The organism is Pedobacter boryungensis (assembly GCF_013204825.1).
Classification (GTDB): domain Bacteria; phylum Bacteroidota; class Bacteroidia; order Sphingobacteriales; family Sphingobacteriaceae; genus Pedobacter; species Pedobacter boryungensis.
This window is the reverse complement of the sequence record NZ_JABMKV010000002.1, coordinates 270,454-296,629: the sequence shown is the minus strand read 5'-3', so window position 1 is coordinate 296,629 and position 26,176 is coordinate 270,454. Positions and strand designations below refer to the sequence as shown.

Below are 26,176 nucleotides of genomic sequence, written 5' to 3'. Positions count from 1 at the left end.
TTCAATTTAACATGAAAAAGATTTATCTACACATTGTTGTGCTCTACTTGGGAATATTAACTGCTCATGCACAGATACAACCACAAAGTGTTCATGCTGATGCCAGCAATTATCAATCTCGTAAACTTAAGATGGAAGAGGTAAACATCGTTTCCTCTTATTATAATCAGAACGGGAATAATTCAGCTGTTACAGGTGGCATTGGAACAGAAAAGCTTAGTGACTTAGCCAATACTTTCGATTTACAACTTTCAAATTATGGAAAGTTTGGAAAGAAAAACACCTTTCTTTTCGAAGTTGGAATCGACCATTATACCTCTGCATCATCAGATAAAATCGACCCAAACACCATATCATCGGCTTCTTCTGCAGATACAAGGATTTACCCATCTTTGAATTGGACGAGATCAAACGAAAAGACAGGTAATTCATTTGGTTTTACTGGATCGTTTTCAACAGAGTTTGATTATCAATCGATAGGCGCAGGTTTTAACCTTACTCGTTTATCAAAAGATAAGAATACCCAATTCGACTTTAAGCTTCAGGCTTTCCTTGATACTTGGACGGTTATTCTACCTGTGGAACTAAGAACAGGGAATGCAAAAGGTCATGATGAATATGGTTCCAGCCCAAGAAACTCATTTAGCGCTTCGTTTTCACTCTCTCAGGTATTAACTGATAAACTTCAGGCCCTGTTAATTGTAGAACCTGCCTACCAGAAAGGACTTTTGGCAACAAAATATCAACGTGATTACTTTATAGATGGATCATTAAGGGCTGAAAATCTTCCAAATAAGAGATACAAGCTACCTATTGCTTTAAGGTTAAACTATTTCCTAAGTGATAATGTTGTGCTTCGTTCCTTTTACAGATATTACATGGATGATTGGGGTATCAGGGCACACACTGCAGAGATTGAAGTTCCAATAAAGTTGAACTCTTTTTTCTCAATTAGTCCTTTTTATCGCTATAGTGAACAAACCGGTGTTGATTATTTTGCGCCTTATGGTCAGCATAATCCAACAGCAAACTATTATACCAGTGATTATGACCTATCTAGCTTAAATAGTAATTTTTATGGTGCTGGTCTCCATTTTTCACCACCAAAAGGAGTTTTTGGATGGCAAAGGCTGAATACGCTAGAGCTTAGGTATGGACACTATACCAGATCCACCAAATTAACTTCAAATGTGATATCACTTAACTTAAAATTCAAATAACAATGAGAGGAATTGAGCCAAATCCAAAGGGCATCGAAAATCGATCGCCCCTTAAAAAAAACGCTGCAAGTTTAAGATTGTGGCACTGGTTAAGTGCTTTGGTAATTTGTGGGTCTTTGATTACAGTACTTATCAACTCTACCTTATTAGATCGTGGAAACTCTGGATTAGTTAAGCAAGAACTCGTTCAGGCTGGAGCTCAAGTGGATGATCAACAAGCAAGAGCTGTTATCCATGGCATGGAAGATCAGGTTTGGGGAATACATACCTATTTTGGCTATACGCTTGCTGCTTTACTCGTATTTAGGATAATCAGCGAATTATTTCAAGATAAAAATCAGCGACTTTTTAATAAGCTTAAAACTGCTTATCAGAATTATATTGTAAAACCAAAGGAAAGAAGATTGGCTCGTCATGAACTACTTACAAAAGCATTATACCTAGCTTACTATTTTTTACTAACCTTGATGGTAATAACGGGTATATGTATCGCATTCGATAAGGAACTGGGAATTTCAAAATCTTTAAGTCACCAGCTAAAAGAAATCCATGGTTTTATAATGTACTTAATTATTGCATTTATAATTGTTCATATTTTTGGTGTATTTTTAGCTGAGAGAAAAGAGGGAAAAGGAATTGTATCTGATATGATCAATGGTGGGTAGAGAAAAAACAACTGTTAATCGATCGCTAAATGGAACTGGAAAAACACTATACCAATAGAAGTGGATGGTTAAGAGCAGCCGTTCTTGGGGCTAACGATGGAATTATATCGACATCTAGTTTAGTGATAGGTATTGCGGCAGCGAGTGATACTCGAAACCCCATCATCTTAGCGGCGTTAGCAGGTGTAGTAGCGGGCGCATTATCAATGGCTGCCGGAGAATATGTTTCTGTAAGTTCCCAAGCGGATATTGAAACGGCAGATTTAAAAAGGGAAATGCTTGAGCTGGAAACCATCCCAGAAATAGAGCTATTAGAGTTAGCCAAAATATATGAAAAAAGGGGGCTTAGCAAAGAGCTTTCAATTGAAGTTGCAAAACAACTAACTGCACATGATGCACTTGGCGCTCATGCAAGAGATGAACTGGGAATTAATGAGATCACAAATGCTAAACCATTACAAGCTGCATTTGCTTCTGCATCTGCTTTCATTGTTGGGGGTCTTTTACCTTTAACAGTAGCAATTTCTGCACCCATAAAATCGATGATCCCTTATCAATATGGTTGTGCTATTCTTTTTTTAGCAATTTCTGCAATGGCTTCGGCCAAAGCTGGTGGAGCAACTCTATGGAAATCAGTCATCAGGATTTGTTTTTGGGGTACTGTGGCCATGGCGGTATCAGCACTAGTTGGTTATTTCTTTAATGTTGGTGTAAACTGATTAAAATATCAACTTCACATATAACAAAGGGTTTAAAAGAAATAAAATCCAAGTAATACAAAGATCATTCCGATGAACTCTATTCTTGATTGATTGTGAGTTCGGGAACGCTCAGGGATAGAGTTCTTTTTAAGATTAATTTGAAAGAGTACACCTCTTATCACAACAACATCGCATTGCTTGAATTCCCTTCTTCCTAACTGCGCAAATGACTCTTCTACAAAATAATTGATGATTGCAGTACTATCTTTCTTTTTCTTAGGAAATTGAAAATCATTTGAGATATATTGATCAAATATCACTCCATCATGCTCCATTTTTTTCAGCTTACCAATATTTTTTATTGGACTTGAATTGACCGATTTAGTTAACGTGTCATGTGTACTATGTTTAAGGATTTGATCATATTTTTTTTCAACTGTGCAGGCATTGAGCAGTATGATTATAGAAAATAAAGCAAAAAACTGATTGAAAGGTGATTTTAATTTACTCGTTAAGATTAGTTTCATTGTTAAGAAGTTAATGGATATTAATCCATCAAATTTCCTTGAATTAATTTGCTGTGGCCGTGATACATCTCATATGATGAAATGAGATGTATCACCTAGATTATTGTAAGAGAAAAATATGTGCACAATACCATCTAGTGAGTAACCAGCTATTTTAGCGCATCTAACACACTTATTAGCAACTGAATAAGTGAAGTTAATAGTATAACAACAAGCACCACTTTTTTGAAATAATTTTGTGGTATATGCGCTAAAACTTTTTTCCCAATCCATGTCCCTGCAAAACTGATTGCTAAAAGGAAAGGGAGCATAATTAAAAATTCTTTACGTACATATCCGTTGGCTGCATATACCATAGCTCTACTGGTATCAACACCAAGATCAATTAAGGCTGATGTCGCAATAAACACATCTTTTTCTAACCCGAACGCTGTTAAAGTAAGCCCACGTATGGCGCCACCCGTTCCAACCAGCCCAGCGAGAAAGCCCGAGGCAATACCACCATTGATTAGGTTTGAATTGGTGTCTTTTAATTTTTTATTGGTGTTTAAAAGAAGATACAATCCTAGAAAGAATATTGCGATGCTCATCATAATTTCCAGTTCCTTTTGAGGAAGAAAATTGGTAATCAAGGCGCCAATAATTACCGCAATTATAGCTGGAATTCCCATTTTCAATGCAATCCTTTTATCAATCCCATTTTTGAAAAGATAAATTTTAGAAAGATTACTAAAGATGTGGAAGATTGCGGTTATACCCAATACAAGCTTAAAATCAAAGAATAAGGAAGCAAGAGGAATAAAAAGAATGGATGAGCCAAAACCACTTACTGTACCAATGATTTCAGCCACTAAAGCTAGAAGGTAAAAAAGCCAGTATTTTTCCATCATTATTCCCCTAGAATACGGAGTCTTCTAAATGCCTGTCTACGTTTTTCTGCGTGTTTAGCCATTGCTATAGTTTTGATGTGTTGCAAAGTTTCTTCAACCGAATCTGTGAATAGCACTAGATTTAAGTCTTCACTGCTTATCATTTTCGCTTCCAACATAGAAGCAAACAGTGGTCTTAATGGTTGCCAGAATTTTGTTCCAAAAAGGATAATAGGAAAGTCCAAAATCTTTTTGGTTTGTATCAGCGTTAATGCTTCAAAGAATTCATCCAAAGTACCAATACCACCAGGCATAATAATAAAAGCATCTGAATACTTAAACATCAACACCTTTCTTACAAAAAAATACTTGAAATTAAACCATTTATCTAGGTATGGATTAGGATATTGTTCTTTTGGTAAACGAATATTGCAGCCAATGGATTGACCTAAACTTTCCTGTGCCCCACGATTAGCAGCTTCCATTATACCTGGCCCGCCGCCTGTAATGGTTGTAAACCCTTGTCCCGCCAAACCAGCCCCAATTTTTCTTGCGCTTTCATAATATGGAGAATCTTCTGTAATTCTTGCAGATCCAAAAACAGCCACACATGGCCCAAGAAAGTGCAACACCCTAAATCCTGAAATGAACTCAAATAATACTTTTATTGTAAAAATCAGTTCTTTTAAACGAGATCTAGGCCCTTCTAAAAAGATTTTCTCGCTATCTTTTTTCTTTTCAGAAATTTTTATTTCATCAACTGCAGGAGTAGAATATGTAGCATCCATAGCTTAGGGATTAATAATAATGTTGTCGATCTCACCTTTAAAATAAGTAAAGTCTCCTGTTGGAAAATTCCATGTGGCTTTAAAGTTTGTTGGGAAACTTAGTTCTCTATGCCTGGTATAATCACTGCATTCTGCAGTCCACTTTATTGAATGGAATTTGCCGTTTTTATCGGTATAGCAACGATCTTCGGTTTCGAACTTTTCGATTTCAAAATTGTTGTTGAAATAAAATATGCCACTAGCTTTTATACCATAATAACTTATGGTTCCTTTAATTTCATAATGACTAATTTCTTCCCATTGGATATAGGTTTGTAAGGCGTAATCTGGAATGATCATGGTTTCGGCTAAAATAGTGACCAATTCGGCTTTATCCATTTCAGGGCCTTTGGCATTAGTAATGTTAAATATTTTCGCCATTCTTACCATCATTGCTCCACGGCCATGACGAAAGCTATCAAATGCTTCAAGGCTAAAAATGCCAAACATTTTGCTTTTCATATACACCAACCTAATAGGATCAGGCAGGAAATTATGCTGTATGCAATTTATAGATTTCCAGTTTGCAGTTTTATTGAACTTAAGTGCTGCGCTCTTCCATTCTATTTTTGTTTGATGAATATTTACATCCGTCATAAATCCAGAATGTATCAGAAAATGCTGGAGCGTCATCGGGAGTTCCTCAAGTTTGCGCTTGCCAGTATAAATTCTTTTAACCAATGCACGAGCACGTCTAAGTTCTAATGAAAAGAACGTTTTTAATTCTCCTATTTCCATGATTAATCTTTACCAACCAATAGGGGTTTTATCTTCAGGCATAACTAATAATGGCAAGTGTATGGATCTTGCTAACTTTTGGGTATGACTTCCATCCAAAATTCTAGAAAAAATACTTGGATGACGGTGAATCATAGAAAGAATATCAACTAGTCCATGCTCAGTTAACCATTTTAAGCCTTTGTCAATATCCGTTTCGTTAATATATCGGTAATAAATTTTACCATAATTAATATTACAGGTTACTCTGTTCAAAAATTGATTTGAAGGACTTTTGGGATCATGGAAATCTGAAGGTTGATCATCAACATGTATCAAAAGGATTTCTGGATTGTAAAGGCAAAACAGTCGGGCTAGATCATGAATTGAATCTAAATCATTTTCAGAAAGATCTGTTGCAAAAGCAATTTTATTAAGTGGTTGATATTTAGCTGTTGCAGGAACTAAAAGGATAGGTACCAAAGCTTTTTCAATCATCTGTTTACTGGTACTGCCAAGAAAAAAACGGTCAATTTTACCTTTGCCTTCCATTCCCATTATTACCAAATCAGGTTTTTGATCTACTATTGCTTGATTAATTACCTGAGTAGTCATTCCAATTGCGGTACTGAAAGTGATATTTGGGAAATAGGGATGTTGGTATATTGGATTTTCTTTAAGTTTCAACACATATTTTTTCATGTCCTCATCTGCATCCTCTTTCATTTCTGAAAAATCTTCAGCTGGCCAAACCATAAACCCAGGCATTGCGATAAGTTCTGGGGCTTCTAATCCATGAAAGAGATGGATATCTGCATTTATTTTCTTTGCAATTTCTATCGCATAGTTTACAGCATTATCCGAATGCGAAGAGTAGTCTATTGGAACAAGTATCTTTTTCATGATTTTCTTATTTGAACATTTTATTTTCTAGTGATTTATCTTTTAAATAGATATCAGCATGTTTAGCTAAAAGTCCATCCTCAACAGTAATAGTTAAATAGGTGATGATAATAGGTAAAGGCTTTTTAAGGGCAAATCTTTGCTTATTGTAATTCGCCATTGACTTTTTAAGATCAGCAATTCTGTTTCCTTGTCCATCGTTCTCCATTAAAATTTGGGCTAGTTGTTCGGCGTTTGAAACTCTGATGCAACCATGACTAAAGGCTCTTTTGCTCTGACTGAAATACTGTTGTTCTGGCGTATCATGTAGGTAGATATCATGGGGATTAGCAAAACGAAAAACCACTTTGCCAAGCGCATTGTCACAACCTGCAGTTTGCCTTGCGTGGTAAATTTTAGGATTTTGCTTGATTTGCGCTAATGTTTGTACATTTATAGGGACAAAATGTTCCTTCTGATCATAAACGGCCATGTGGTTATTTTCGAAGTAAGCTAAATCCTTTTGCGCTTTTGGCAACATTTCGTTAATGAAGATCTTACTAGGAATTTTCCAATCTGGTGCAGTTTCAAGATAGCCAATCGTACTAACAAGTGTTGGAGTGGGTGTTGAAGCTTTCCCTACTACAATTTTATATTCTAATGTTTTATCATTGGTGTAATAAGTCAGCTTAAAGGAAGGAATATTTACAAACAAATAACTGCTATTTTCTATTCCTATCCAGCGCAGGCGTTCCATGTTAATAGCAATCGTTCTTATTTCCTGTTCTGGTGTTTCATAGGAGTCACAGGCATATTGTCCCATGATGAGTTTCATATAAGCTTGCAGCTGTTTATATTGGTCAATATTAGGTTGTACTGTAAGTATTGTTTCCCTTAAATTTGGACTTTTTATGGCTGTATGCAGAAAAACATCCGCATAAAGACCGCCTTTTATTCCATTATCTATACTAAATCTATTTAATGTAGGGTTGAATGCTCCATAATGTAAATTATTAATCATACTAACCATTGCATCGCTAAGCATCAATTCAAACTCGATTTTTTGTGCGGTCGAAATTTGAGAATTTACGCTAAATAAGTTGTGTAGCTTTTCATATGTTAAAATTTCAGGATGATAATCTCGTAGCTGCAGTCCGTATTGCTTTACGCAATCGAGTAAAAGCATAGCCATTACAGTAGGCCCTGAATTCTCTTCAGATGTTAACCAATTTGTTTCAAAATTGCTTTTTTCGTAGAAACGCTTTACCGTATTTGGAAAGTTTAATCGCTTTAACATTTGTGGATTATTCAGCTGTATTCCGAGTTGGTAATTCAGTGAATCCTTTCTTTGTATTGAGCTTTCTTCAATTGGTCTTGCGCTTACTGTTAAGTGAAACGCAAGTTGCAAGAATAAGATAACTATTCCAATAATGAGTATTGTTTTAGTATCATCTTTCTTTTGAGTAGTTAAAGCCCTATTCTGTACTTTCATATTATTGATTTTGATAGTGTAAAGTTCAGAAAGACAGAGATGGAAAATACTGATGATTGTCACTTCTTAAAGTGATATGCCACAAACCAATTTCTTACCTTAAATAGCTCTTTTTGCATCATTTGTCTAAGAAAGTGACCAACATCATTTTTTTAGCTGACGAAAGCATCCGTCAGGTTTGCTAAGTGCTAATATTTTTGGGCCATAATAACAAAAGAATAATATGTTACATAAATTTCATATCCCCGTTCTAGGGCTTGGCTTTTCTATCGATAGTCCGCTTAAAGTGGCTAAATATGGTATTTCATCTGTTGTTTCCATTGTAGATGATGAACTAATTGAACGCATGAGGGAATACCATACAAAAAAGCGTGGCGAAACCTTTATGCCAATTTTAAAACAGAATTTTGATAAAAGGGCAAGAAGAATAACTTGTTATCTAAATATGATGCACCGAATGGTGGCTAAGGATTTCGAAGAGCTAAAACAGCTCCCTTTTGAAGTTGGGAATGATTTGTGCAGGTATTTTGACCTTTTGCCTGAAGATTCACAATTGAAACATGGCTATGAATTGATGATGGAGTATCCAGATGGGGAGCGCAAAACGATTTTTCAGAATATTTTGCGTAATCGAATGGAAATGGGAGCCATAGATGTAAACATTATGTCTAAAGTGGATCGTGTCAATTACGAAAATGGAGTAGAGATTACAGGAGATGAAGAAAGTGATGCATTGACTGCCTTACGTGGATTTGCAAAGAGCAGATTGAATTCTTCTGTAATCCTTTCAGCAGGAATGAACCCAAGGCTATATAGTTATATAGAACAATTTGAAGACTTTTTCCCTGATGAAAATAATAATATTCAAAAGAAAATCATTTTAAAAGTAAGCGATTTCAGATCGGCGTTTATACAAGCGAAATTCTTAGCGAAAAAAGGATTGTGGGTATCAGAGTTTAGGGTAGAAAGTGGTCTTAATTGTGGAGGACATGCATTTGCTACTGCAGGATATCTACTCGGTCCAATCTTGGAAGATTTTAAGCAGAACAAACATCAAATGAAAGAAGAGCTCTTCTCGTTATATGTTAATGGTCTTAAAGAAAAAGGAATAAATGTTGATAATTTGCCGAGCCAAAGGATCAGTGTACAAGGAGGGATAGGAACTGCTGCAGAAAACGAATTTCTGATCAAGCACTATCAGCTAGATTCAACTGGTTGGGGAAGTCCATTTCTATTAGTTCCAGAAGTTACAAATGTAGATGAAACTACGCTAGACCAGCTTACAAGCTCTACTGAAGATTCTTATTACTTAAGCAATTCATCGCCCCTTGGAGTGTTATTTAATAATTTCAAAAACAGTGGTATTGATAGGGAGCGTTTGGAAAGAATCAAAAAAGGAAAACCTGGTAGCCCCTGTAAAAAGAAATACTTGTGTACGAATACTGAATTTACCGCATTACCCATCTGTACAGCATCTAGAGAATATCAGCATTTGAAGATAAAGGATCTGAAAACAAAGGAGCTTTCTGCTGTAGAATTTGAAAAACAATTAGATAAGGTAACGGAGAAAGTTTGTCTTTGCGAAGGTCTTTGCAGTTCAACATATCAAAAAATTGGTATCCTTAAACCAAAGGAAAGTAAGGCAGTTGCCATATGCCCAGGTCCTAATCTTGCCTATTTTTCAAGAGTATATTCTTTGGATGAAATGGTAGGTCACATTTACGGCAGAAAAAATCTACTGGAAAAAGTACAACGTCCCAATGTGCTAATTAAGGAATTAGAACTATACGTGAATTACTTAAATGCAGAAATTAAAATCATGATGGATGATTTCACTGAAAAAAAATCTGCACAGCTTGCTAAATTTAAAACTCAACTTTTAACTGGTATCGATTATTATAAGTCTCTTTTTACTAATCTTCCGGATAACATCATTTTCTTTAAAGATCGGTTCTATAGCCCATTGCTTTCTGCTGAATCTACGTTGAACAAACTATCCATCTAAAAATTTTAAATTATATTTGGATGGAATACTCAACTATGGAAAGAGAAAAATTATTGGTTGCCATAATCGAAAACGCAATTGATGGTATCATCACAATAGATGACCGAGGTCTTATAGAGAATATTAATCCTGCAGCTTTGGAACTGTTCGGCTATCCTAGTAGAGATATACTAATAGGCAAAAATGTTTCTGTACTAATGCCAGAACCAGACAGAAGCAAGCACGATAGTTACTTGGCTAATTATGAGCATACTGGAAAGAAGAAAATCATAGGTATTGGCCGTGAAGTTACCGGTCAACGTAAAGATGGCAGCACTTTTCCCTTCAGATTGGGTGTAAGTGAAATCAAGTTTAGCGACCGAAGAATTTATACTGGCTTTATTCATGATTTGAGCAGACAAAAAGAAGACGAAATCAAGATTAAAAGCTACACTGAAGAACTGGAGGAAAAAATCAAAGATCGCACACGCGAACTGATGAAATCTATCAATGAACTTGAATCTGCAAAAGAACACATGAGTGCGCTTTTCCAAAAAGAAAGGGAACTGAACCAGCTAAAAACCAGATTTGTTTCTATGGCTTCACATGAATTCCGTACGCCATTGAGTTCAATACAGTTATCTGCCTCATTAATTAATAAATATGTAGAAAAACATGATGTAGAAAGCATTGAAAAACATACTGCTAAAATCAAAAACTCTATTAATAACCTTACGACTATTCTTAACGATTTCCTTTCTTTAGAGAAATTGGAAGCTGGAAAGGTTGAGGCCACGCCTCAATTATTCGATATTTTTACTTTCGCAGAAGAGATTACTGAAGAAATGCAGTTAATGACCAAGCAAAAGCAAATCATCGTATACGAACATACAGGTACAACTGGTCAAGTATTTTTAGATCAAAACTTGTTGAAGAACTGTATCATTAATCTCATTTCTAATGCCATTAAATATTCAGGAGAAGATACCATGATTCAGTTCAATAGCATTGTTAAAGAACATGAGCTTATCATCGATATTAAAGATAATGGTATTGGAATTCCTACCTCAGAAATGAGCAATCTTTTTGAGCCGTTTTTTAGGGCGCATAATACTGGTGATATTCCTGGAACAGGTCTCGGGCTAAATATTGTTAAGCGTTATGTTAATTTAATGAATGGCACATGTACTTGCGAGAGCGAACAAAATAGAGGAACTACTTTTAGGCTACATTTTAAATTTTAACCCATATGAAAAAAGCACTAATCATTGAAGATAGCGATGACATTAGAGAAGGAATTGTTGAAATGTTAGATCTAGCTGGCTATGAAACCTTTTCTGCTAAAAATGGAAAGATAGGCGTAGAACTAGCAATTAAACATCTTCCAGATATTATTCTTTGTGATATCATGATGCCTGAATTGGATGGTTATGGGGTGCTTTATTTATTGCAGAAAAACGCACAGACCATGAATATTCCTTTCATATTTATGACCGCTAAGGCTGAACGTGCTGATATGCGTAAAGGAATGGAAATGGGTGCGGATGATTATCTCACCAAACCTTTTGATGACGTTGAACTTTTCAATGCAATAGAAAGTAGGCTGAAGAAACGTAGTAAACCAGTTGGTTTCAAATCAGCTGGTGGCGATAGCGCTTCACTTTTTGAATCGATGAAGGCTAAAGGGAAAATTAGGTCGTTTGCCAATAAGCAAATTATCTATGTAGAGCAAGATGAACCAGCTCATCTTTATTTTGTAAAAAAAGGGCAAGTAAAAACGTATAAACGTGCTAAAGATGGTCGTGAGCTTTCTTCTACTTTATATAGTGAAGGCGATTTTTTTGGATATGAAAGTTTATGCAGATCAGCTCCATATGCTGAAAACGCTGCAACATTAAGCGATTCAGAACTTACACTAATCGCCAAAGCTGATTTTATGGAATATTTGCTTAACCATCAAGAAATTGCAAATGCATTCCTTGGCATGCTTTCTGGTAGCGTACGTGAAAAAGAAGAGCAAATGCTTCGCTTGGCGTATTTTTCCGTACGGAAACGTGTAGCTGATGCACTGGTGCAGGTCGCTGCTAAATTCGGGCAACCGGGCTCAGATACGTGTACGTTAAAAATTTCTCGAGATGATCTCGCTGCCTTAGTAGGTACTGCTAGTGAAACCGTGAGTAGAATGTTGGCAGATTTTAAGGACGAGAAACTGATTGAGAAAAGCGGTAATGCTATCCAGATCCTTTCTATAGAAAAACTAAAGAATGTAAAACAGTAATAATTAGGATTTTCTCCTTAATAAAGAAATTGCAACCGTCAAAAGTGTAATCATTTTCAAACCTTCCGCAGCAACGTAGTAAATATGTAAGTTGCTAGGTGGCACGGCAGCTCCTGTAATATACAACTCAGCACGTGCATCAAGTGCAGGTAATAGCCATATGGTTTGTACAATTAGAATTAATGCCGCAAAAAGGAGGAGGGTGTCGGTAGTTTTAAAAAATATTTTTAACTGAAAAAGCGAAATGAAAGCGGTTAGAAACACTACCCATTCCATTTTATTCAATGCAGCGAATACTAAGCGCCCTATACCAAGTCCTATAGATAGTGTAACTCCGGGTGCTGTAAATTTTAGCCATGCTTCCATAAAACTAATAGCGCCTATGAAACCAATCCATATGCATATAGCGCCAAATCCTATGTCTTTTTTCATACTAATGGAGTTCTTGTTGTTGCGTTATAAAATTCAATTTTTGCGAGAAACATTGTTGCCATCGCCTCGCCTCTCCACTTAGCTTCATCAGCCTTTGTTCCTTGGAAATACAAATTTATCGTTTCCTTCCAAATAGTTAACCAACGATTAAAATGATCACCTGTTAGTGGCATGGTAGCATGTGGTAGAAAAGGACTTCCGCTATAGGTATGTTGCTCAAGAAGGACTGTCTGCCAAAAACGATACATCTTTTCTAAATGTTTTGGCCAATCACTAATCTTGGTCATAAATATATTCCCCAATAATGGATCCTTTTGCACTTTTTCATAAAAAGTGTCGACTAATTGTTGAACGTCGTTGATATTTTCAATGTCTTTTTTCATCATATCCAAAGTTTAGCTTTTTAAGTTTTTACAATGTGATTGGTATCACTTATTGAAATGATCTTACGCAAATTATCCTCTGGCTTAAAATTTTCGTGACTAAGATCATTTTTTCTCCTAACTAATCTCACGGACCACTCAATCGCTATCAGATAGTTTTGTAGGTAGAAAAATATGCATATGAAAGCTATCGCCTATAACATCAATACAAAAGAAAAAGAATGGCTCATTCTTGCCAATTATAAAAAGCATGATATCACTATTATTGCTAATAGCCTAACGTTAGACACGTTGAACTTTGCTGCTGGAAAGGAGGCACTTATTGTATTTAACCGCGATCTGATTGATGCACCCCTCATTGAAGGGCTAAAGTCCGTTGGTATCAAATACATTGCTACTTCCACCTTTGGATATGATCACATTGATTTGGATGCTGCAAGATCTATTGGTCTTAAAATCGCAAATATTCCTTTTAAGCATGGAGGAGAGTTGGAAAACATGCATCAGGTTATCGCTAATCTAGATAATTGGTCTGCAGGTAAATGCGTAGGTGATGCTTGTTGTTGCAATAAGGATTGCGCCATCAAAACAGAATTACATAAATGATATGGACACATCAGCATTGCTTAAAAAATATGCTATAGCTGCACCACGCTATACGAGTTATCCAACAGTTCCTTACTGGGAAACAGAATCTTTCACCCTTGAGAAGTGGCGTGAATCATTGATTGCTGCTTACAAAACACATAAAAATCAAGGTATTAGTCTTTACATCCATCTACCATTTTGCGAAAGTCTTTGCACCTATTGTGGCTGCAATACAAGAATTACAAAAAATCACGGTGTTGAAGTACCTTATATTGATGCATTGAAAAAAGAGTGGCAAATGTACTGCAAGCTGCTGGGAGAAACGCCTAAAATAAAAGAATTGCATTTAGGTGGCGGCACACCAACTTTTTTTAGTCCAGAAAACCTTAAGAATCTGATTGCTTCTTTTTCAGAAAATTTTGATGATGAAACCACATGCTCATTTGAAGGGCATCCAGATAACACCACATTTGAGCACCTTAATACACTGCACCAGCTAGGGTTTAAACGCATGAGCTTGGGTATACAGGATTTTGATCCTAAGGTACAAATGATGATTAATCGTTTCCAAACACCAGAGCAGGTATTTAGAATAATGGCAGAAGCTAGAGAATTAGGTTATGATTCCATCAATTTCGACCTTATTTATGGTTTGCCAGCACAAACGCTTGAAGGATTGGGTCAAACTATGAAGGAAGTGCTGGTTATGAAACCAGAGCGTATTGCATTTTATAGTTACGCACATGTACCATGGATGAAACCTGGGCAACGTCATTATTCTGAAAAGGATATCCCGCAAGGTGATCAAAAATTTGCGCTCTATCAACTAGGAAGAAATATGTTGATTAATGCAGGTTATCAAGAAATTGGTATGGATCATTTTGCATTAACCAAAGATAGCTTATACAAAGCGAGTGAGAATTATCAACTTCACCGAAATTTCATGGGCTATACCGACAAGCGTACAGACGTACTCATTGGCTTGGGAGTTTCATCTATTAGCGATTGCAAAACTGCTTTTTCACAGAATATCAAAACTGTGGAGGAGTATCTAGAGCAGGTAAACCAAGGAAATCTTCCTGTATATAGAGGCCATATATTAAATGATAAAGACCTTGATATTCGCCAGCATATTCTTAACCTAATGTGCAAAGGAGCTACACGTTTTAGCATAGCTATACCGGATCCAATTCGAGAAAGGTTGGCGCCTTTATTAGATGACCATTTAGTTGACCTAGACGGTCCTCAAGTCCAGATTACTAAAGATGGCATGGCATTTTTGAGAAATATATGCATGGCATTTGATGAACGTCTATGGAAAAAGGAACCCAGCACCAGTTTATTTAGTCAATCCGTGTAAGATGATAAAACAGCAAAAAATTCTAGACACCACTATTTGCTATCACTGTGGTGAAGAAGTAATGGGCAGAAATTATATACTAGAAGATAAACATTTCTGCTGTGCAGGATGCCTTGGCGTTTACCAAATTTTGTCGTCTAACAATCTTTGTGCATATTATGCATATAATGAAACTCCAGGTAAAAAATCACTAAGCACAGGATACTTTGAGTATTTAGATGAGCCGAACATCATTAAACAGCTGATTGACTACCAAGATGAGAAAAGCACAATTGTTACCTTTTTTATACCCGCTATACACTGTAGTTCATGCATATGGCTACTAGAACATTTATATAAAGTAAATGCTGCAATCTTTAACTCAAGAATTGATTTCTTAAAAAAACAGGTCACTATCAGTTTTAGGAATAAAGATATAAGTCTTAAAAAATTAGTGGAGATTTTAGTAAATATTGGCTATGAGCCTGCCATTAACCTACAAGATGTAGTCAAAGAAAAAAGCCACTCTGTAAATAAAAGTCTCATTTTAAAAATTGCTGTTGCAGGTTTCTGTATGGGCAATGTGATGTTGTTCAGTTTCCCAGAATATTTTGGCCTTTCGGGTTTAGAGAAGCAATTTCAGGTATTATTCGGTTGGTTAAATCTTACCCTTTCTATTCCCGTGGTTCTATATTGTGGGCAAGAATATTTCACTTCTGCATGGAATAGCTTAAAACATAAACATGTTAATCTAGATACACCTTTGGCATTGATTATTGCGGTACTTTTTCTACGCACTGCTTATTCGGTGATTTTAAATACAGGGCCAGGGTTTGCAGATACGTTAACCGGATTGGTATTCTTGCTATTAATGGGTAAGTGGGTAAAACAGCGAACATACCACCATATTTCTTTCGATAGAGATTACCGTTCTTATTTTCCAATTGCCATTACAACTCTTGTAGATGGAAAGGAAAAACCAAAAGCCATTAATGAATTGGTAATTGGTGATCGCATTTGGATAAGGAATAGTGAACTGATACCTGCAGATTCTATTCTGATGAAAGGGAATGCTTGGCTCGATATGAGTTTTGTTACAGGAGAAACCGAGCCTCAGCAAAAAGTTCTTGGTGAAATTGTTTATGCTGGCGGTAAACAGATGGGTGAGGGTATTGAACTTGAAGTTGTAAAAGTGCCATCGCAAAGTTACTTGACGGGGCTATGGAATAAAGAGCATTATTCAAATGATTTTAAACAGCATTTTAATGATAGCGTAGCCAAATATTTCAGCATTGCTGTATTTGTAATTGCTTTTGCAGCAATGGGCTATTGGTTTTTTTACAACAATAGTGGCAAAGCATGGGCTGCATTTACTGCGGTAATTATTGTAGCCTGTCCTTGTGTTTTAGCATTAAGCACTCCATTTACCTTATCGGCCATTTTAGCCGTATTCGATAAAAAAGGATTTTATGTCAAAAATACTGACGCAGTAGAGGACTTAGCCAAATGTAACTCCATTGTTTTCGATAAAACCGGAACCTTAACCACTACTGAAAATGCTAAAATATCTTTTACAGGAACACTCAATGATGAAGAACATAAGCTCATCGTATCATTACTTACAAATTCTTCGCACCCTTTGAGCAGACAAATCTTAAAAAGCTTAGGCTATGGTAGTTTTTATCCAATCTCAAAATACAACGAAATCCCTGGAAAAGGTATTCGTGGCCTCATCAACAATCAAATGGTTTATGCAGGTAATGAATCTATTTTACCATTTAATATCAAAGCAGGAAAGCACAAAGGGGTTCACATCGTAATCAACAGTGTTTATAAAGGAACTTTTGTAGTTGAACAGCAATGGCGTGAGGGTTTACCAAATCTAGTCTCTAAACTAGAAGACACCTTCAGCTTATCTGTGCTATCTGGTGATACAGCTAAAGATCGTGATGTATTAAAAAGCATTTTCTTGCCTAATGTTACCATCGCTTTTGAACAAAGTCCGCACGACAAATTAGAAGCAATCTTGAATAAACAGAAAAATGGAGAAAAAGTAATTATGCTTGGAGATGGCCTAAATGATGCCGGGGCATTAAAGCAAAGTGATTTTGGAATTGCCATTACCGATAACATTAACAATTTTACTCCAGGTTGCGATGCAATATTAAAGGGTAACGCACTCACCTTCTTACCTAACTTTCACCAATTAAGCAAAGATGGGTTAAAAGTTATTAAAATCAGTTTTGCAATTGCTATTTCCTACAATTGTATTGGGCTCTTCTATGCTGTACAAGGTACGCTTTACCCGCTAGTTGCTGCTGTGCTGATGCCAATAAGTACCATCACTATAATCAGCTTTACCTCCATAGCTACTAGATTTTTTGCACGTAAAAACCGTCTGTTATGAACATACTTTATTTTTTGGTTGGGTGTAGCGTTGTGATGGCCTTGATTTTTTTAGGCGCATTTATATGGTCGCTTAAAAACGGACAGCATGATGATGTAGTGACACCAGGTATCAGAGTTCTTTTTGATGAAGAAACTGATGATGAAAACCAATCCTAATTAAACTTCAAAAGTGATAAAAATCACTTTTTCAACTAACAACTATCAACATTTGATTAGCGCTCTGTAAATACTTTTGGGCTATCAAAAACAACCAATTTTAATTTTATGCAGTTAGAAAAATTTACCTACGACAATAAGATTGTCCGCAATTTTGGTCTCGCTACCATAGTTTGGGGCATTATCGGGATGACCGTTGGTTTGCTTGTGGCTATGCAACTATTTAAACCAGCCATGAACATGGGAAATCAATATACCACTTTTGGTAGAATTAGGCCATTGCACACCAATGCCGTAATTTTTGCCTTTGTTGGTAACGCCATTTTTATGGGGGTATATTATTCCCTTCAACGACTGCTCAAAGCAAGAATGTTTAGCGATGTGCTAAGTAAAATCCATTTTTGGGGCTGGCAATTGATCATCGTATCCGCTGTAATTACGTTACCCCTTGGTCTTACAACATCACATGAATATGCAGAATTAGAATGGCCAATTGATATTGCTATTACACTTATTTGGGTGATATTCGGCATAAATATGTTCGGAACAATCATTAAACGTAGAGAGCGCCATTTGTATGTTGCCATTTGGTTTTACATCGCCACATTTGTAACTATTGCTGTACTACATATTGTTAATTCGTTCGAACTCCCTATTTCATTTTTCAAAAGCTATTATGTGTATGCTGGTGTACAAGATGCCCTTGTACAATGGTGGTATGGTCATAATGCAGTGGCATTTTTCCTAACTACACCTTACTTAGGAATGATGTATTATTTTCTTCCAAAAATGGCGGGTAGACCAGTCTATTCTTATAAATTAAGTATTCTGCATTTTTGGTCGTTGATATTTATTTACATCTGGGCTGGACCCCACCACTTATTATATACATCACTTCCAGGATGGGCACAGTCATTAGGCGTTGCTTTTTCTATCATGTTAATCGCACCAAGTTGGGGCGGTATGATCAATGGTCTACTCACCCTGCGTGGTGCATGGGACAAAGTTCGTGAAGATGTAACGCTTAAATTCATGGTAGTTGCTTTAACTGCTTATGGTATGGCCACTTTTGAAGGCCCATTGCTTTCACTAAAACAGATTAATGGTGTTGCACACTTTACCGATTGGATTGTGGCGCACGTACATGTGGGTGCACTTGGATGGAATGGCTTTTTAACATTTGGAATATTGTATTGGCTTATCCCAAGAATTTATAAAACCGAACTGTACTCTAAAAAAATGGCTTCCTTCCATTTCTGGATCGGCACATTGGGTATTCTATTTTATGCAGTACCAATGTACTGGGCCGGATTTACACAAGGGTTGATGTGGAAAGAGTTCACTCCAGAAGGGCTGTTAAAATATCCGAACTTCTTATCTACTACGTTGCAAATTATTCCAATGCACGTATTAAGAGCAATTGGTGGAACACTTTATTTAACAGGTGTAATTGTGATGACGGTTAACCTTGCCAAAACAATGCTACGTGCTAAGTTAGTGGCAAATGAACCTGCAGAAGCGATGCCATTGCAAGAAGTTGTAGTAGAAGATGCTGGTGATAAAAAATGGCACAGAAAATTAGAGCGCAAGCCAATTAAGTTTATGGTTTTTGCACTGATTATTATTCTAATTGGGGGTATGGTTGAAATGATGCCAACTTTCACTATCCAATCTAATGTACCAACTATAGCAAGTGTAAAACCATATTCTGCTCTTGAGCTTCAAGGAAGAGATATATATATTCGTGAAGGGTGCGTAAACTGTCACTCTCAAACGGTAAGACCATTCCGTTCGGAAACAGAGCGCTATGGAGAATATAGTAAGGCTGGAGAATTTGTGTATGATCATCCATTTTTATGGGGCAGTAAGCGTACCGGCCCAGACTTGCACCGCGTTGGCGGAAAGTATAGCAATGCTTGGCACTTTAACCACTTGCTTGATCCAAGTTCAATGTCTCCTGGTAGTATCATGCCCTCTTATCAGTGGTTAATTAGTCAAAAGTTAGATACAACAACAACCGCGGCGAAAATTAAAGCCATGCAGGTTTTAGGTGTACCTTATGAGCTTGGTTACGATCAAAAAGCAAATGCAGACCTTAGCATACAAGCTGACTCAATTGCCACAAACCTTAAAAAAGACAATATTAAAGTTGCTAGCAACAAAGAGATCATTGCCATCATTGCTTATCTGCAACGCTTAGGAACCGATATCAAAGCTAATAAATCAACAATCCCTTCAAATCAATAGTTATGTTCAATCAAATACGAGACCTAGCCGGAGGCGAATTTTACCTCATCACCTCATTATTAATGTTCATGGTGTTCTTTATCATCGTAACGGTTTATCTTTTTAAACTTAGCAAACACCACGTAACCTTAATGAGTAATCTTCCAATCGAAAACCCACACACTCAAAAACATGAAGAAGATTAGCCTAACGTTCACAATTTTATTAATCGGTTTGCAGGCATTTTCAGCAGCTAAGGCAGATGTTGCACCTGTTTTACCTGAGCCTAGTATTGGATTAAGCTCCTCTGAACTTTTAATTGTTGCTTTACTGCTATTTGGAGTAGCAGTATTGTTTGCAGCTATCGTTATTTTAAATGCTCTAAAAGTGATGATAAAAGAACGAATGAATCCAACACCATTCGTAAAATATCAAGAGCCAGAGCCTTTAGACTATGTAGAATGGGTGAAACTGAAAAAGAGCAGGCCAAATATCTGGACTAAGATATTAAGTCTTAGACCGCTTGAAGAGGAGGAATCTATCATCATCCCTCATAGTTATGATGGCATTCAAGAACTAAACAATCCCATTCCTAGATGGTTTAATGTGCTTTTTTATGGAACGATGATCTTTGCTGGTTGCTACCTCTATTATTACCATATAGGCAATGGACCAAAGCAAGATGAAGAATACCTTACTGAAATGGAAAAGGCAGCAGCCGATAAAAAAGCATTTTTAGCAGTCGCCGCAGAAAAATTTGATGAGAATTCAGTGAAAATTGATGCTTCTCTCGTTGCCAATGGAAAAGCAGTATTTATGGCCAATTGTATAGCCTGCCATGGTGAACACGGACAAGGAATTGTTGGTCCAAACTTAACAGATGAATTTTGGCTACACGGCGGAAGTATAAACGATGTTTTTAAAACGGTAAAGTATGGTGTGCCAGAAAAGGGAATGGCGAGTTGGGAGAAAAACTTAAGCTCAAAAAATATTGCTGAAGTAGTCAACTTTATTATGTCATTACAAAGCTCAAAACCAGCCAATGCAAAATCACCACAAGGTGAAAAGTACGAGCCTAAAAGTGTGAAAGATAGTGTGAATAATGAAACCATTGCAAAAAATTAAGCAACTAAAAGTTTTTGGTAGGGAATTTATCTATCCTAAAAAACCTGCTGGCAAACTATATGCCTATAGGAAATGGTTTAGTTATTTCCTACTGATCTGTTTGTTTTCGTTTCCGTTTGTAAAACTAAGAGGCGAACAATTGGTATTGCTTAATTTTTTGGAAAGGAAGTTCGTTTTTTTCGGTGTTATTTTTACGCCGCAAGATTTTTACCTTTTTGCCTTGGCAATGCTCATCTTCATCATATTTGTGGTCTGCTTTACAGTGATTTTCGGCAGGCTCTGGTGCGGATGGGCCTGTCCACAGACCATATTCATGGAAATGATTTTCAGAAGGATAGAATATTGGATTGAGGGTGATGCTAACCACCAAAAGAAGTTAGATTTGCAACCATGGACCAGTGAAAAAATACTTAAAAAAACATTTAAACACTTTCTTTTTTTATTGATATCCTTTGCAATAGCCAACACATTTTTGGCCTATTTCATCGGATCAGATGTCCTTTATAAAATCATCTCAGAACCAATTGGCAATCATATCAGCGGATTTTTCTCTATTTGGCTTTTCACCTTTGTATTTTATGGCGTTTTCGCTTATGTACGAGAAGTAGTTTGTACGGTAATTTGTCCTTACGGCCGTTTGCAAGGAGTGCTCTTAGATAATCAGAGCCTGATTGTTGCCTACAATGAGCAAAGAGGAGAGCCAAGGGCATTTCTACAAAAAAACAATGTAGACGCAACAAAAGGCGATTGCATTGATTGCGGGCTTTGTGTGCAAGTATGCCCTACAGGTATTGACATTAGAAAAGGGACACAATTAGAATGTGTAAACTGCACAGCCTGCATAGACAGTTGTAATGAGGTAATGTTAAAGATTAATCGAGCACCAAACCTTATTGGCTTCTATACCCAAGATTATATTCAAGCTAAAAAGCCTTTTAAGTTGGGGCTTAAAGCTTATGGTTATGCTGCAGTACTGTTTTTAGTTATGCTAGTTTTTTCTAGCTTAGTTTATAAAAGGCAAGATGTAGAAACAACAGTGTTAAGAGCGAGCGGAATAATGTATCAACTTAATGCCGATGGAACAGTGAGCAATCTTTACAATGCAGAACTGATTAACAAAACTAACAAGAACATAAAATTTCAGTTTCGTTCTCAAAATAAGAGTGATGTAATCAAATTTATCCAAAGGCCAGAAATTTTGAAAAAAGAAGGCGCAACGCATTTAACCTTTTTCCTTATCAAGAAACAAGCCGAACTTAAAGATTTTAAATCTGAGGTAGAATTTGAAGTGATTGCTGAAGGAAAAGTAATCAGCACCGCATCAACTTCTTTCTTTTCGCAACCGTAATTTTCTATACACTTATACAAAAAGATATGAACTGGGGAACCAAAATAGTTTTAGGCATGGTAGCATTTATGCTCTTTATCATTGCTATGGTAGTATACATGTTCAGTGTACATGGAAATGATGCACTTGTAGACAAAGACTACTATGAAAAGGGCATTAACTATAACGAAGAATATAATGCAAAACACAATGTTGTTGAGGAAGGTGCCCAACCAGTTATCACTATCGGAAAAACAGAATTAAGTATTAAGTTAAAAGATAGTGCTGCATACGAACTTAAACTCCAAAGACCTTCTACTGTTAATGATGATATCCTCATCAAGGGAAATACAGCTGGAAGCTCTAACCTTATTCAATTGAATTCTACAACTATGCCCAAGGGTCTTTGGTTTTTAGAGTTAAAATGGAAAAGCAATAACAAGGAATATTTGTTTAAAAAAGATATCACATTGTGAGCAATTTACCCTTAGCATTTTTATTAGGCCTAATGGGGAGCCTACACTGCGCCGTAATGTGCGGACCACTGATGCTAAGTTTGCCTATGTCGCAAAAAAACCAGCTATGGTATGCAATTCAACTTTTGCTCTATCAATTAGGTAGAGTTTTAGTTTACGCTTTTCTTGGATTGCTTGTCGGCATAATTGGCAGTAGTATAACCTTATTTACAAACCAAGAAACCTTAAGCCTTTTAGTAGGGATACTGCTTATTATTTTCTCTCTAATTTATTTTTCAGGAAGATATTTCAAATACCTTAATCGTTTTCAAACCATATTAGTTTCTCCAATTAGCAAATTGATGGGCAGGATTTACGGCCTCCCGTTTTGGGGGTTTTTCGCTGGGATGTTAAACGGACTGATCCCCTGCGGAATGGTATACCTCGCTTTAGCAACCGCACTTAATGCTCATTCCATAAAGGAATCTATCAGCTTTATGTTTCTATTCGGTTTGGGCACAACACCTTTAATGTTACTTATATCTTTAGGGGGAATTTATCTAAAAAAACACATTCGCTTTAATCCCAATAAACTTATCCCCTGGTTTATGCTTTTTCTTGGTGCACTCTTTATTCTACGCTCTAGCGAACTTGGCGTACCCTTTCTTTCGCCAGCGCACAATATCAATGTACATAATCATGCTGCAGAATGCAGATAGAATTGAGCCGTCTATTCTTAAGCCTATATCAAAAGTGATATAAATCATTTATTTCAAACACATCAATCACAATAACCTATAAATGAGAGATTTAAATTAGGTATTAATTAAAAAATAATAGTTAATTAATCTCATCAAAATGAAACATGTAAGAAAATTCTCAATTAGCAGAGCTAGCATTATCTCTATTATTGCTATCGCTGTGATCTTGTTCTCAATATCATCTATTGAAGAAAAAAAGGAAAATGTTGTTTTTGAAGTTGCAGAATCTAAAATCACTATATCCGGTTCAGGAAATACCGATAAGTGGAAAATGGAAGCCAGTTCAGTTAATTGCTCTGGAGATTTCGAGGTAAGCAACCATCAATTGCTTACCATCACCGATCTCGGTTTTGCAATTCCCATTAATGTCCTTAAATCAAATAACCACCAGTTAGAATCTACAATCAACGATATCTTTAAAAAAAACAATTGTGACGAGTTGAAATTTAAACAGACACTTAGTATGGTTCTTCCTGTGATGAAAAAAATCCATGTAATTGGCGAGATAAATATGTTGAATGGAAAATATATACTTCCTCTGCAAGTAAGCTATGAACTCAATTCAGATCAAACACTTAGGATACAAGCTAAGCAAACCATCAGCCTAAGCCAATGCGGCGTAAACATTCCATCCTATCTAGCTGGGACAATTAATGATGAAGTAGAACTTGAAATTGATCTTCTTCTAGTTAACAAAACAATCTGATCAGGTATAGATGATATTGATGAATATCAGTTTTTAAGCTGTTGCCTATCAGCTTCCGAATCTTATAGCCAAAGTACTTTTGATTATTCATTCACATAGACAAATGATCATGAAAACATTAAATACATCAAACGGCATTTGGCTCGGACTAAAAACAACTTTGTTGGTTTTTTTTCTAGCATTACAAACATCATCAGCTCAAACGGTTTATAAAATTGATGGCGGTAAAAGCGCAACATTAACAGTACTTGGAACATCTAATGTACACGACTGGACAATGGTTTCAACCGCTGCAGAAAGTCAAGGAGCTTTTAAATTCAATGCAAAAGACGAACTCATCGGACTTTCTACCTTTAATTTAACTGTTGCTGCAAAAAGTCTTAAAAGCGGCAAATCATCAATGGATAGCAGGACGTATAAAAGCTTGAAAGCGGATGAATTTCCCACAATCAGCTATCAATTAAAATCTGTTGAAATTACCACAATTCAAGCCAATAAGTTTAAGATACAAACAAAAGGCACAGTTGCCATTGCTGGCAAAACTGAACCAATAACAATGATGGTTACTGCTGTTGTGAATGCAGACAAATCGATTACTTGCACAGGTAGTACAGCACTTAAACTTACCGATTTTGGCATTGAACCGCCAAGTTTTATGCTAGGCGCAATGAAAGTTGGAAATGACCTTACTGTAAAATTTAACCTCGATTACACTAAAGCAACTGCAACTAAATAAATCTGAATTACTAAACGTTAAAATCATGAAACACAAATTAACAATCCAAAAAACTTCAGCAATTGCTGTTGCTTTTATTAGCCTCTTCTTTTCATATGCAAAAGCACAAGTTTCCAATCTTCGCCCATACGATAAATCTGGAATTAATGTATTTGAAGCTCCAAAAGACAGTAACACCGTATTTGATAAACTAAAAGTCCAATTCGGCGCAGGTTTTACACAATCCTTTCAGGGGTTAAAGCATAAAAATGCAGCTGGTGGTTTATATAAAATAACTCCAGGATTTAATACTGCAAATGCCAATCTTTTTATGGATGTACAACTAGCCGATGGAATTAGGTTAAACTTAACTAGTTATCTTTCTTCTCGTCACCACAATGAAACATGGGTAAAAGGAGGTTACATTCAGTTTGATAAACTTCCATTTAAAGGAGAGTTCTGGAAAGATATCATGTCAATTACAACCATCAAAATTGGACATATGGAAATCAATTATGGCGATCAACATTTTCGCAGATCTGATGGAGGACAAACCCTTTACAATCCATTTATAGAAAATTATATCTTGGATGCTTTCACCACAGAAATAGGTGGAGAGGTTATGGTGAGAAAAGGACCTCTTTCAGGATTACTTGGTATATCTAACGGAATGATTAAAGGAAATATTGACAGTTTAATCGCTACACCACAAGATCCCAATGTCAATAAATCGCCAGCAGTTTATGCAAAAGGAACATTTGACAAACAACTCAACAATCATTTAAGATTGAGACTTTCTGCTTCAATTTACAGTAACACCAGTTCAGGAGGACAAACACTATATGGTGGTGACCGTACAGGATCTAACTATTTTATGGTTTTAGAAAAATTGGGTGCAACTACAACTACAAACGCGTTCTCAGGAAGATTTAATCCTGGCTTTAGCAAAAAAGTGAATGCGGTACAATTAAACGCTTTTGTAAAATGTCATGGTTTAGAGGTTTTTGCAACTTACGAAAATGCACAAGGTAGATCAAAAACAGAAACTGATGTAAGGGGTGCCGAACAAATAGCCGTAGATGGTGTATATAGATTTGGAGCCAGCGAAGATTTCTTTATTGGGGCAAAATATAATGTAGTTACCGCCGAATTGGCGAATGTGCCCGCAGTAACTGGTGCAACACCTGCCCCTGCTATTATTTATACAGACGATGTGAAAGTGAATCGAATTGCTTTTGCAGCAGGTTGGTTCATGACCAAAAACATCTTGTTAAAAGGTGAATATGTGATCCAAAAGTATAAGGATTTTCCTACAACAGATTATCGCAATGCTGGAAAATTCAGAGGGTATGTTATCCAAGCTGTAGTAGGTTTTTAGCTAATAAAATAGGA

27 protein-coding genes are annotated in these 26,176 nt (G+C 36.3%); 19 read left to right on the top strand and 8 right to left on the bottom strand.

The window, feature by feature from the left end:
- The first annotated feature begins 11 nt into the window (after positions 1 to 11).
- From HQN85_RS07760 to HQN85_RS07750, 3 genes are read left to right on the top strand one after another with little or no spacing between them, the layout of a single operon-like run.
- Positions 12 to 1,220, top strand: a complete 1,209-nt coding sequence (locus tag HQN85_RS07760; RefSeq protein ID WP_173270936.1) for a DUF3570 domain-containing protein — start codon at positions 12 to 14, stop codon at positions 1,218 to 1,220.
- Between the two features lie 2 nt (positions 1,221 to 1,222).
- Positions 1,223 to 1,885: a cytochrome b/b6 domain-containing protein gene (locus HQN85_RS07755; RefSeq protein ID WP_173270934.1), complete on the top strand. Its 663-nt coding sequence runs from the start codon at positions 1,223 to 1,225 to the stop codon at positions 1,883 to 1,885.
- Positions 1,886 to 1,914: 29 nt separating this feature from the next.
- Positions 1,915 to 2,604 (top strand): VIT1/CCC1 transporter family protein, encoded by a 690-nt coding sequence (locus HQN85_RS07750; RefSeq protein ID WP_173270932.1) that lies wholly within the window; start codon positions 1,915 to 1,917, stop codon positions 2,602 to 2,604.
- A 32-nt stretch (positions 2,605 to 2,636) separates the two neighbouring features.
- Here HQN85_RS07750 and HQN85_RS07745 read toward each other — a convergent pair whose 3' ends face one another.
- The 6 genes from HQN85_RS07745 to HQN85_RS07720 form a co-directional block, all read right to left on the bottom strand.
- Positions 2,637 to 3,113, bottom strand: a complete 477-nt coding sequence (locus tag HQN85_RS07745) for a hypothetical protein (protein ID WP_173270930.1) — start codon at positions 3,111 to 3,113, stop codon at positions 2,637 to 2,639.
- A 149-nt stretch (positions 3,114 to 3,262) separates the two neighbouring features.
- The gene (locus HQN85_RS07740; RefSeq protein WP_216847248.1) at positions 3,263 to 4,000 is read right to left on the bottom strand and encodes a sulfite exporter TauE/SafE family protein; all 738 of its coding nucleotides are present in this window, start codon (positions 3,998 to 4,000) and stop codon (positions 3,263 to 3,265) included.
- A 2-nt stretch (positions 4,001 to 4,002) separates the two neighbouring features.
- Entirely contained in the window at positions 4,003 to 4,770 is a 768-nt protein-coding gene (locus tag HQN85_RS07735) for an LOG family protein (RefSeq protein WP_173270927.1), read from the bottom strand.
- Between the two features lie 3 nt (positions 4,771 to 4,773).
- Entirely contained in the window at positions 4,774 to 5,547 is a 774-nt protein-coding gene (locus HQN85_RS07730) for a DUF6920 family protein (protein WP_173270925.1), read from the bottom strand.
- Positions 5,548 to 5,556: 9 nt separating this feature from the next.
- Entirely contained in the window at positions 5,557 to 6,429 is an 873-nt protein-coding gene (locus HQN85_RS07725) for a universal stress protein (RefSeq protein ID WP_173270923.1), read from the bottom strand.
- 7 nt (positions 6,430 to 6,436) lie between these two features.
- Complete coding sequence (locus HQN85_RS07720) at positions 6,437 to 7,900, bottom strand: L,D-transpeptidase family protein (RefSeq protein ID WP_173270922.1); 1,464 nt, start codon at positions 7,898 to 7,900, stop codon at positions 6,437 to 6,439.
- A gap of 223 nt (positions 7,901 to 8,123) precedes the next feature.
- Here HQN85_RS07720 and HQN85_RS07715 point away from each other — a divergent pair, with 223 nt between their 5' ends.
- The 3 genes from HQN85_RS07715 to HQN85_RS07705 are packed head-to-tail and all read left to right on the top strand — an operon-like array spanning position 8,124 to position 12,162.
- Complete coding sequence (locus tag HQN85_RS07715) at positions 8,124 to 9,905, top strand: hypothetical protein (RefSeq protein ID WP_173270920.1); 1,782 nt, start codon at positions 8,124 to 8,126, stop codon at positions 9,903 to 9,905.
- Between the two features lie 35 nt (positions 9,906 to 9,940).
- Positions 9,941 to 11,128 (top strand): PAS domain-containing sensor histidine kinase, encoded by a 1,188-nt coding sequence (locus HQN85_RS07710; RefSeq protein WP_173272529.1) that lies wholly within the window; start codon positions 9,941 to 9,943, stop codon positions 11,126 to 11,128.
- Between the two features lie 5 nt (positions 11,129 to 11,133).
- Positions 11,134 to 12,162 carry a response regulator gene (locus HQN85_RS07705; RefSeq protein ID WP_173270918.1) on the top strand — a complete coding sequence of 343 codons (1,029 nt, stop codon included), beginning with the start codon at positions 11,134 to 11,136 and terminating at the stop codon, positions 12,160 to 12,162.
- 3 nt (positions 12,163 to 12,165) lie between these two features.
- On the opposite strand, the gene HQN85_RS07700 is transcribed toward HQN85_RS07705, so the two are convergent.
- Together HQN85_RS07700 and HQN85_RS07695 are read right to left on the bottom strand one after the other, a co-directional pair.
- Entirely contained in the window at positions 12,166 to 12,594 is a 429-nt protein-coding gene (locus tag HQN85_RS07700; RefSeq protein ID WP_173270916.1) for a hypothetical protein, read from the bottom strand.
- The gene (locus HQN85_RS07695) at positions 12,591 to 12,980 is read right to left on the bottom strand and encodes a group III truncated hemoglobin (protein WP_216847247.1); all 390 of its coding nucleotides are present in this window, start codon (positions 12,978 to 12,980) and stop codon (positions 12,591 to 12,593) included. Before HQN85_RS07695 ends, HQN85_RS07700 begins: the two co-directional genes overlap by 4 nt.
- A 177-nt stretch (positions 12,981 to 13,157) precedes the next feature.
- On the opposite strand from HQN85_RS07695, the gene HQN85_RS07690 reads away from it, so the two are divergent.
- The 13 genes from HQN85_RS07690 (at position 13,158) to HQN85_RS07630 (ending at position 26,162) form a co-directional block, all read left to right on the top strand.
- Positions 13,158 to 13,583: a Rossmann-fold NAD(P)-binding domain-containing protein gene (locus HQN85_RS07690; protein ID WP_173270914.1), complete on the top strand. Its 426-nt coding sequence runs from the start codon at positions 13,158 to 13,160 to the stop codon at positions 13,581 to 13,583.
- Position 13,584: 1 nt separating this feature from the next.
- Positions 13,585 to 14,925, top strand: coding sequence for an oxygen-independent coproporphyrinogen III oxidase (gene hemN, locus HQN85_RS07685; protein ID WP_173270913.1), 1,341 nt, complete (start codon positions 13,585 to 13,587; stop codon positions 14,923 to 14,925).
- Between the two features lies 1 nt (position 14,926).
- Complete coding sequence (locus HQN85_RS07680; RefSeq protein WP_173270911.1) at positions 14,927 to 17,311, top strand: heavy metal translocating P-type ATPase; 2,385 nt, start codon at positions 14,927 to 14,929, stop codon at positions 17,309 to 17,311.
- On the top strand, positions 17,308 to 17,469 hold the full coding sequence (gene ccoS / locus HQN85_RS07675; RefSeq protein WP_173270909.1) for a cbb3-type cytochrome oxidase assembly protein CcoS: 162 nt from the start codon (positions 17,308 to 17,310) through the stop codon (positions 17,467 to 17,469). Before HQN85_RS07680 ends, ccoS begins: the two co-directional genes overlap by 4 nt.
- A 108-nt stretch (positions 17,470 to 17,577) precedes the next feature.
- The gene (ccoN, locus tag HQN85_RS07670) at positions 17,578 to 19,716 is read left to right on the top strand and encodes a cytochrome-c oxidase, cbb3-type subunit I (RefSeq protein ID WP_173270907.1); all 2,139 of its coding nucleotides are present in this window, start codon (positions 17,578 to 17,580) and stop codon (positions 19,714 to 19,716) included.
- Positions 19,717 to 19,718: 2 nt separating this feature from the next.
- Complete coding sequence (locus HQN85_RS07665; protein WP_173270905.1) at positions 19,719 to 19,901, top strand: hypothetical protein; 183 nt, start codon at positions 19,719 to 19,721, stop codon at positions 19,899 to 19,901.
- On the top strand, positions 19,888 to 20,820 hold the full coding sequence (locus HQN85_RS07660) for a cbb3-type cytochrome c oxidase N-terminal domain-containing protein (protein ID WP_246249686.1): 933 nt from the start codon (positions 19,888 to 19,890) through the stop codon (positions 20,818 to 20,820). Before HQN85_RS07665 ends, HQN85_RS07660 begins: the two co-directional genes overlap by 14 nt.
- Positions 20,798 to 22,168 carry a cytochrome c oxidase accessory protein CcoG gene (gene ccoG / locus HQN85_RS07655; RefSeq protein ID WP_173270904.1) on the top strand — a complete coding sequence of 457 codons (1,371 nt, stop codon included), beginning with the start codon at positions 20,798 to 20,800 and terminating at the stop codon, positions 22,166 to 22,168. The genes HQN85_RS07660 and ccoG overlap by 23 nt, the downstream gene beginning before the upstream one ends.
- A gap of 26 nt (positions 22,169 to 22,194) precedes the next feature.
- Positions 22,195 to 22,623, top strand: coding sequence for a FixH family protein (locus HQN85_RS07650; protein WP_173270902.1), 429 nt, complete (start codon positions 22,195 to 22,197; stop codon positions 22,621 to 22,623).
- Positions 22,620 to 23,321, top strand: coding sequence for a sulfite exporter TauE/SafE family protein (locus tag HQN85_RS07645; RefSeq protein ID WP_173270900.1), 702 nt, complete (start codon positions 22,620 to 22,622; stop codon positions 23,319 to 23,321). Before HQN85_RS07650 ends, HQN85_RS07645 begins: the two co-directional genes overlap by 4 nt.
- Before the next feature lie 139 nt (positions 23,322 to 23,460).
- Positions 23,461 to 24,069, top strand: a complete 609-nt coding sequence (locus HQN85_RS07640) for a YceI family protein (protein WP_173270898.1) — start codon at positions 23,461 to 23,463, stop codon at positions 24,067 to 24,069.
- 109 nt (positions 24,070 to 24,178) lie between these two features.
- Positions 24,179 to 24,805, top strand: coding sequence for a YceI family protein (locus HQN85_RS07635; RefSeq protein ID WP_173270896.1), 627 nt, complete (start codon positions 24,179 to 24,181; stop codon positions 24,803 to 24,805).
- Between the two features lie 25 nt (positions 24,806 to 24,830).
- The gene (locus HQN85_RS07630) at positions 24,831 to 26,162 is read left to right on the top strand and encodes a hypothetical protein (RefSeq protein ID WP_173270894.1); all 1,332 of its coding nucleotides are present in this window, start codon (positions 24,831 to 24,833) and stop codon (positions 26,160 to 26,162) included.
- Positions 26,163 to 26,176: the final 14 nt, after the last annotated feature.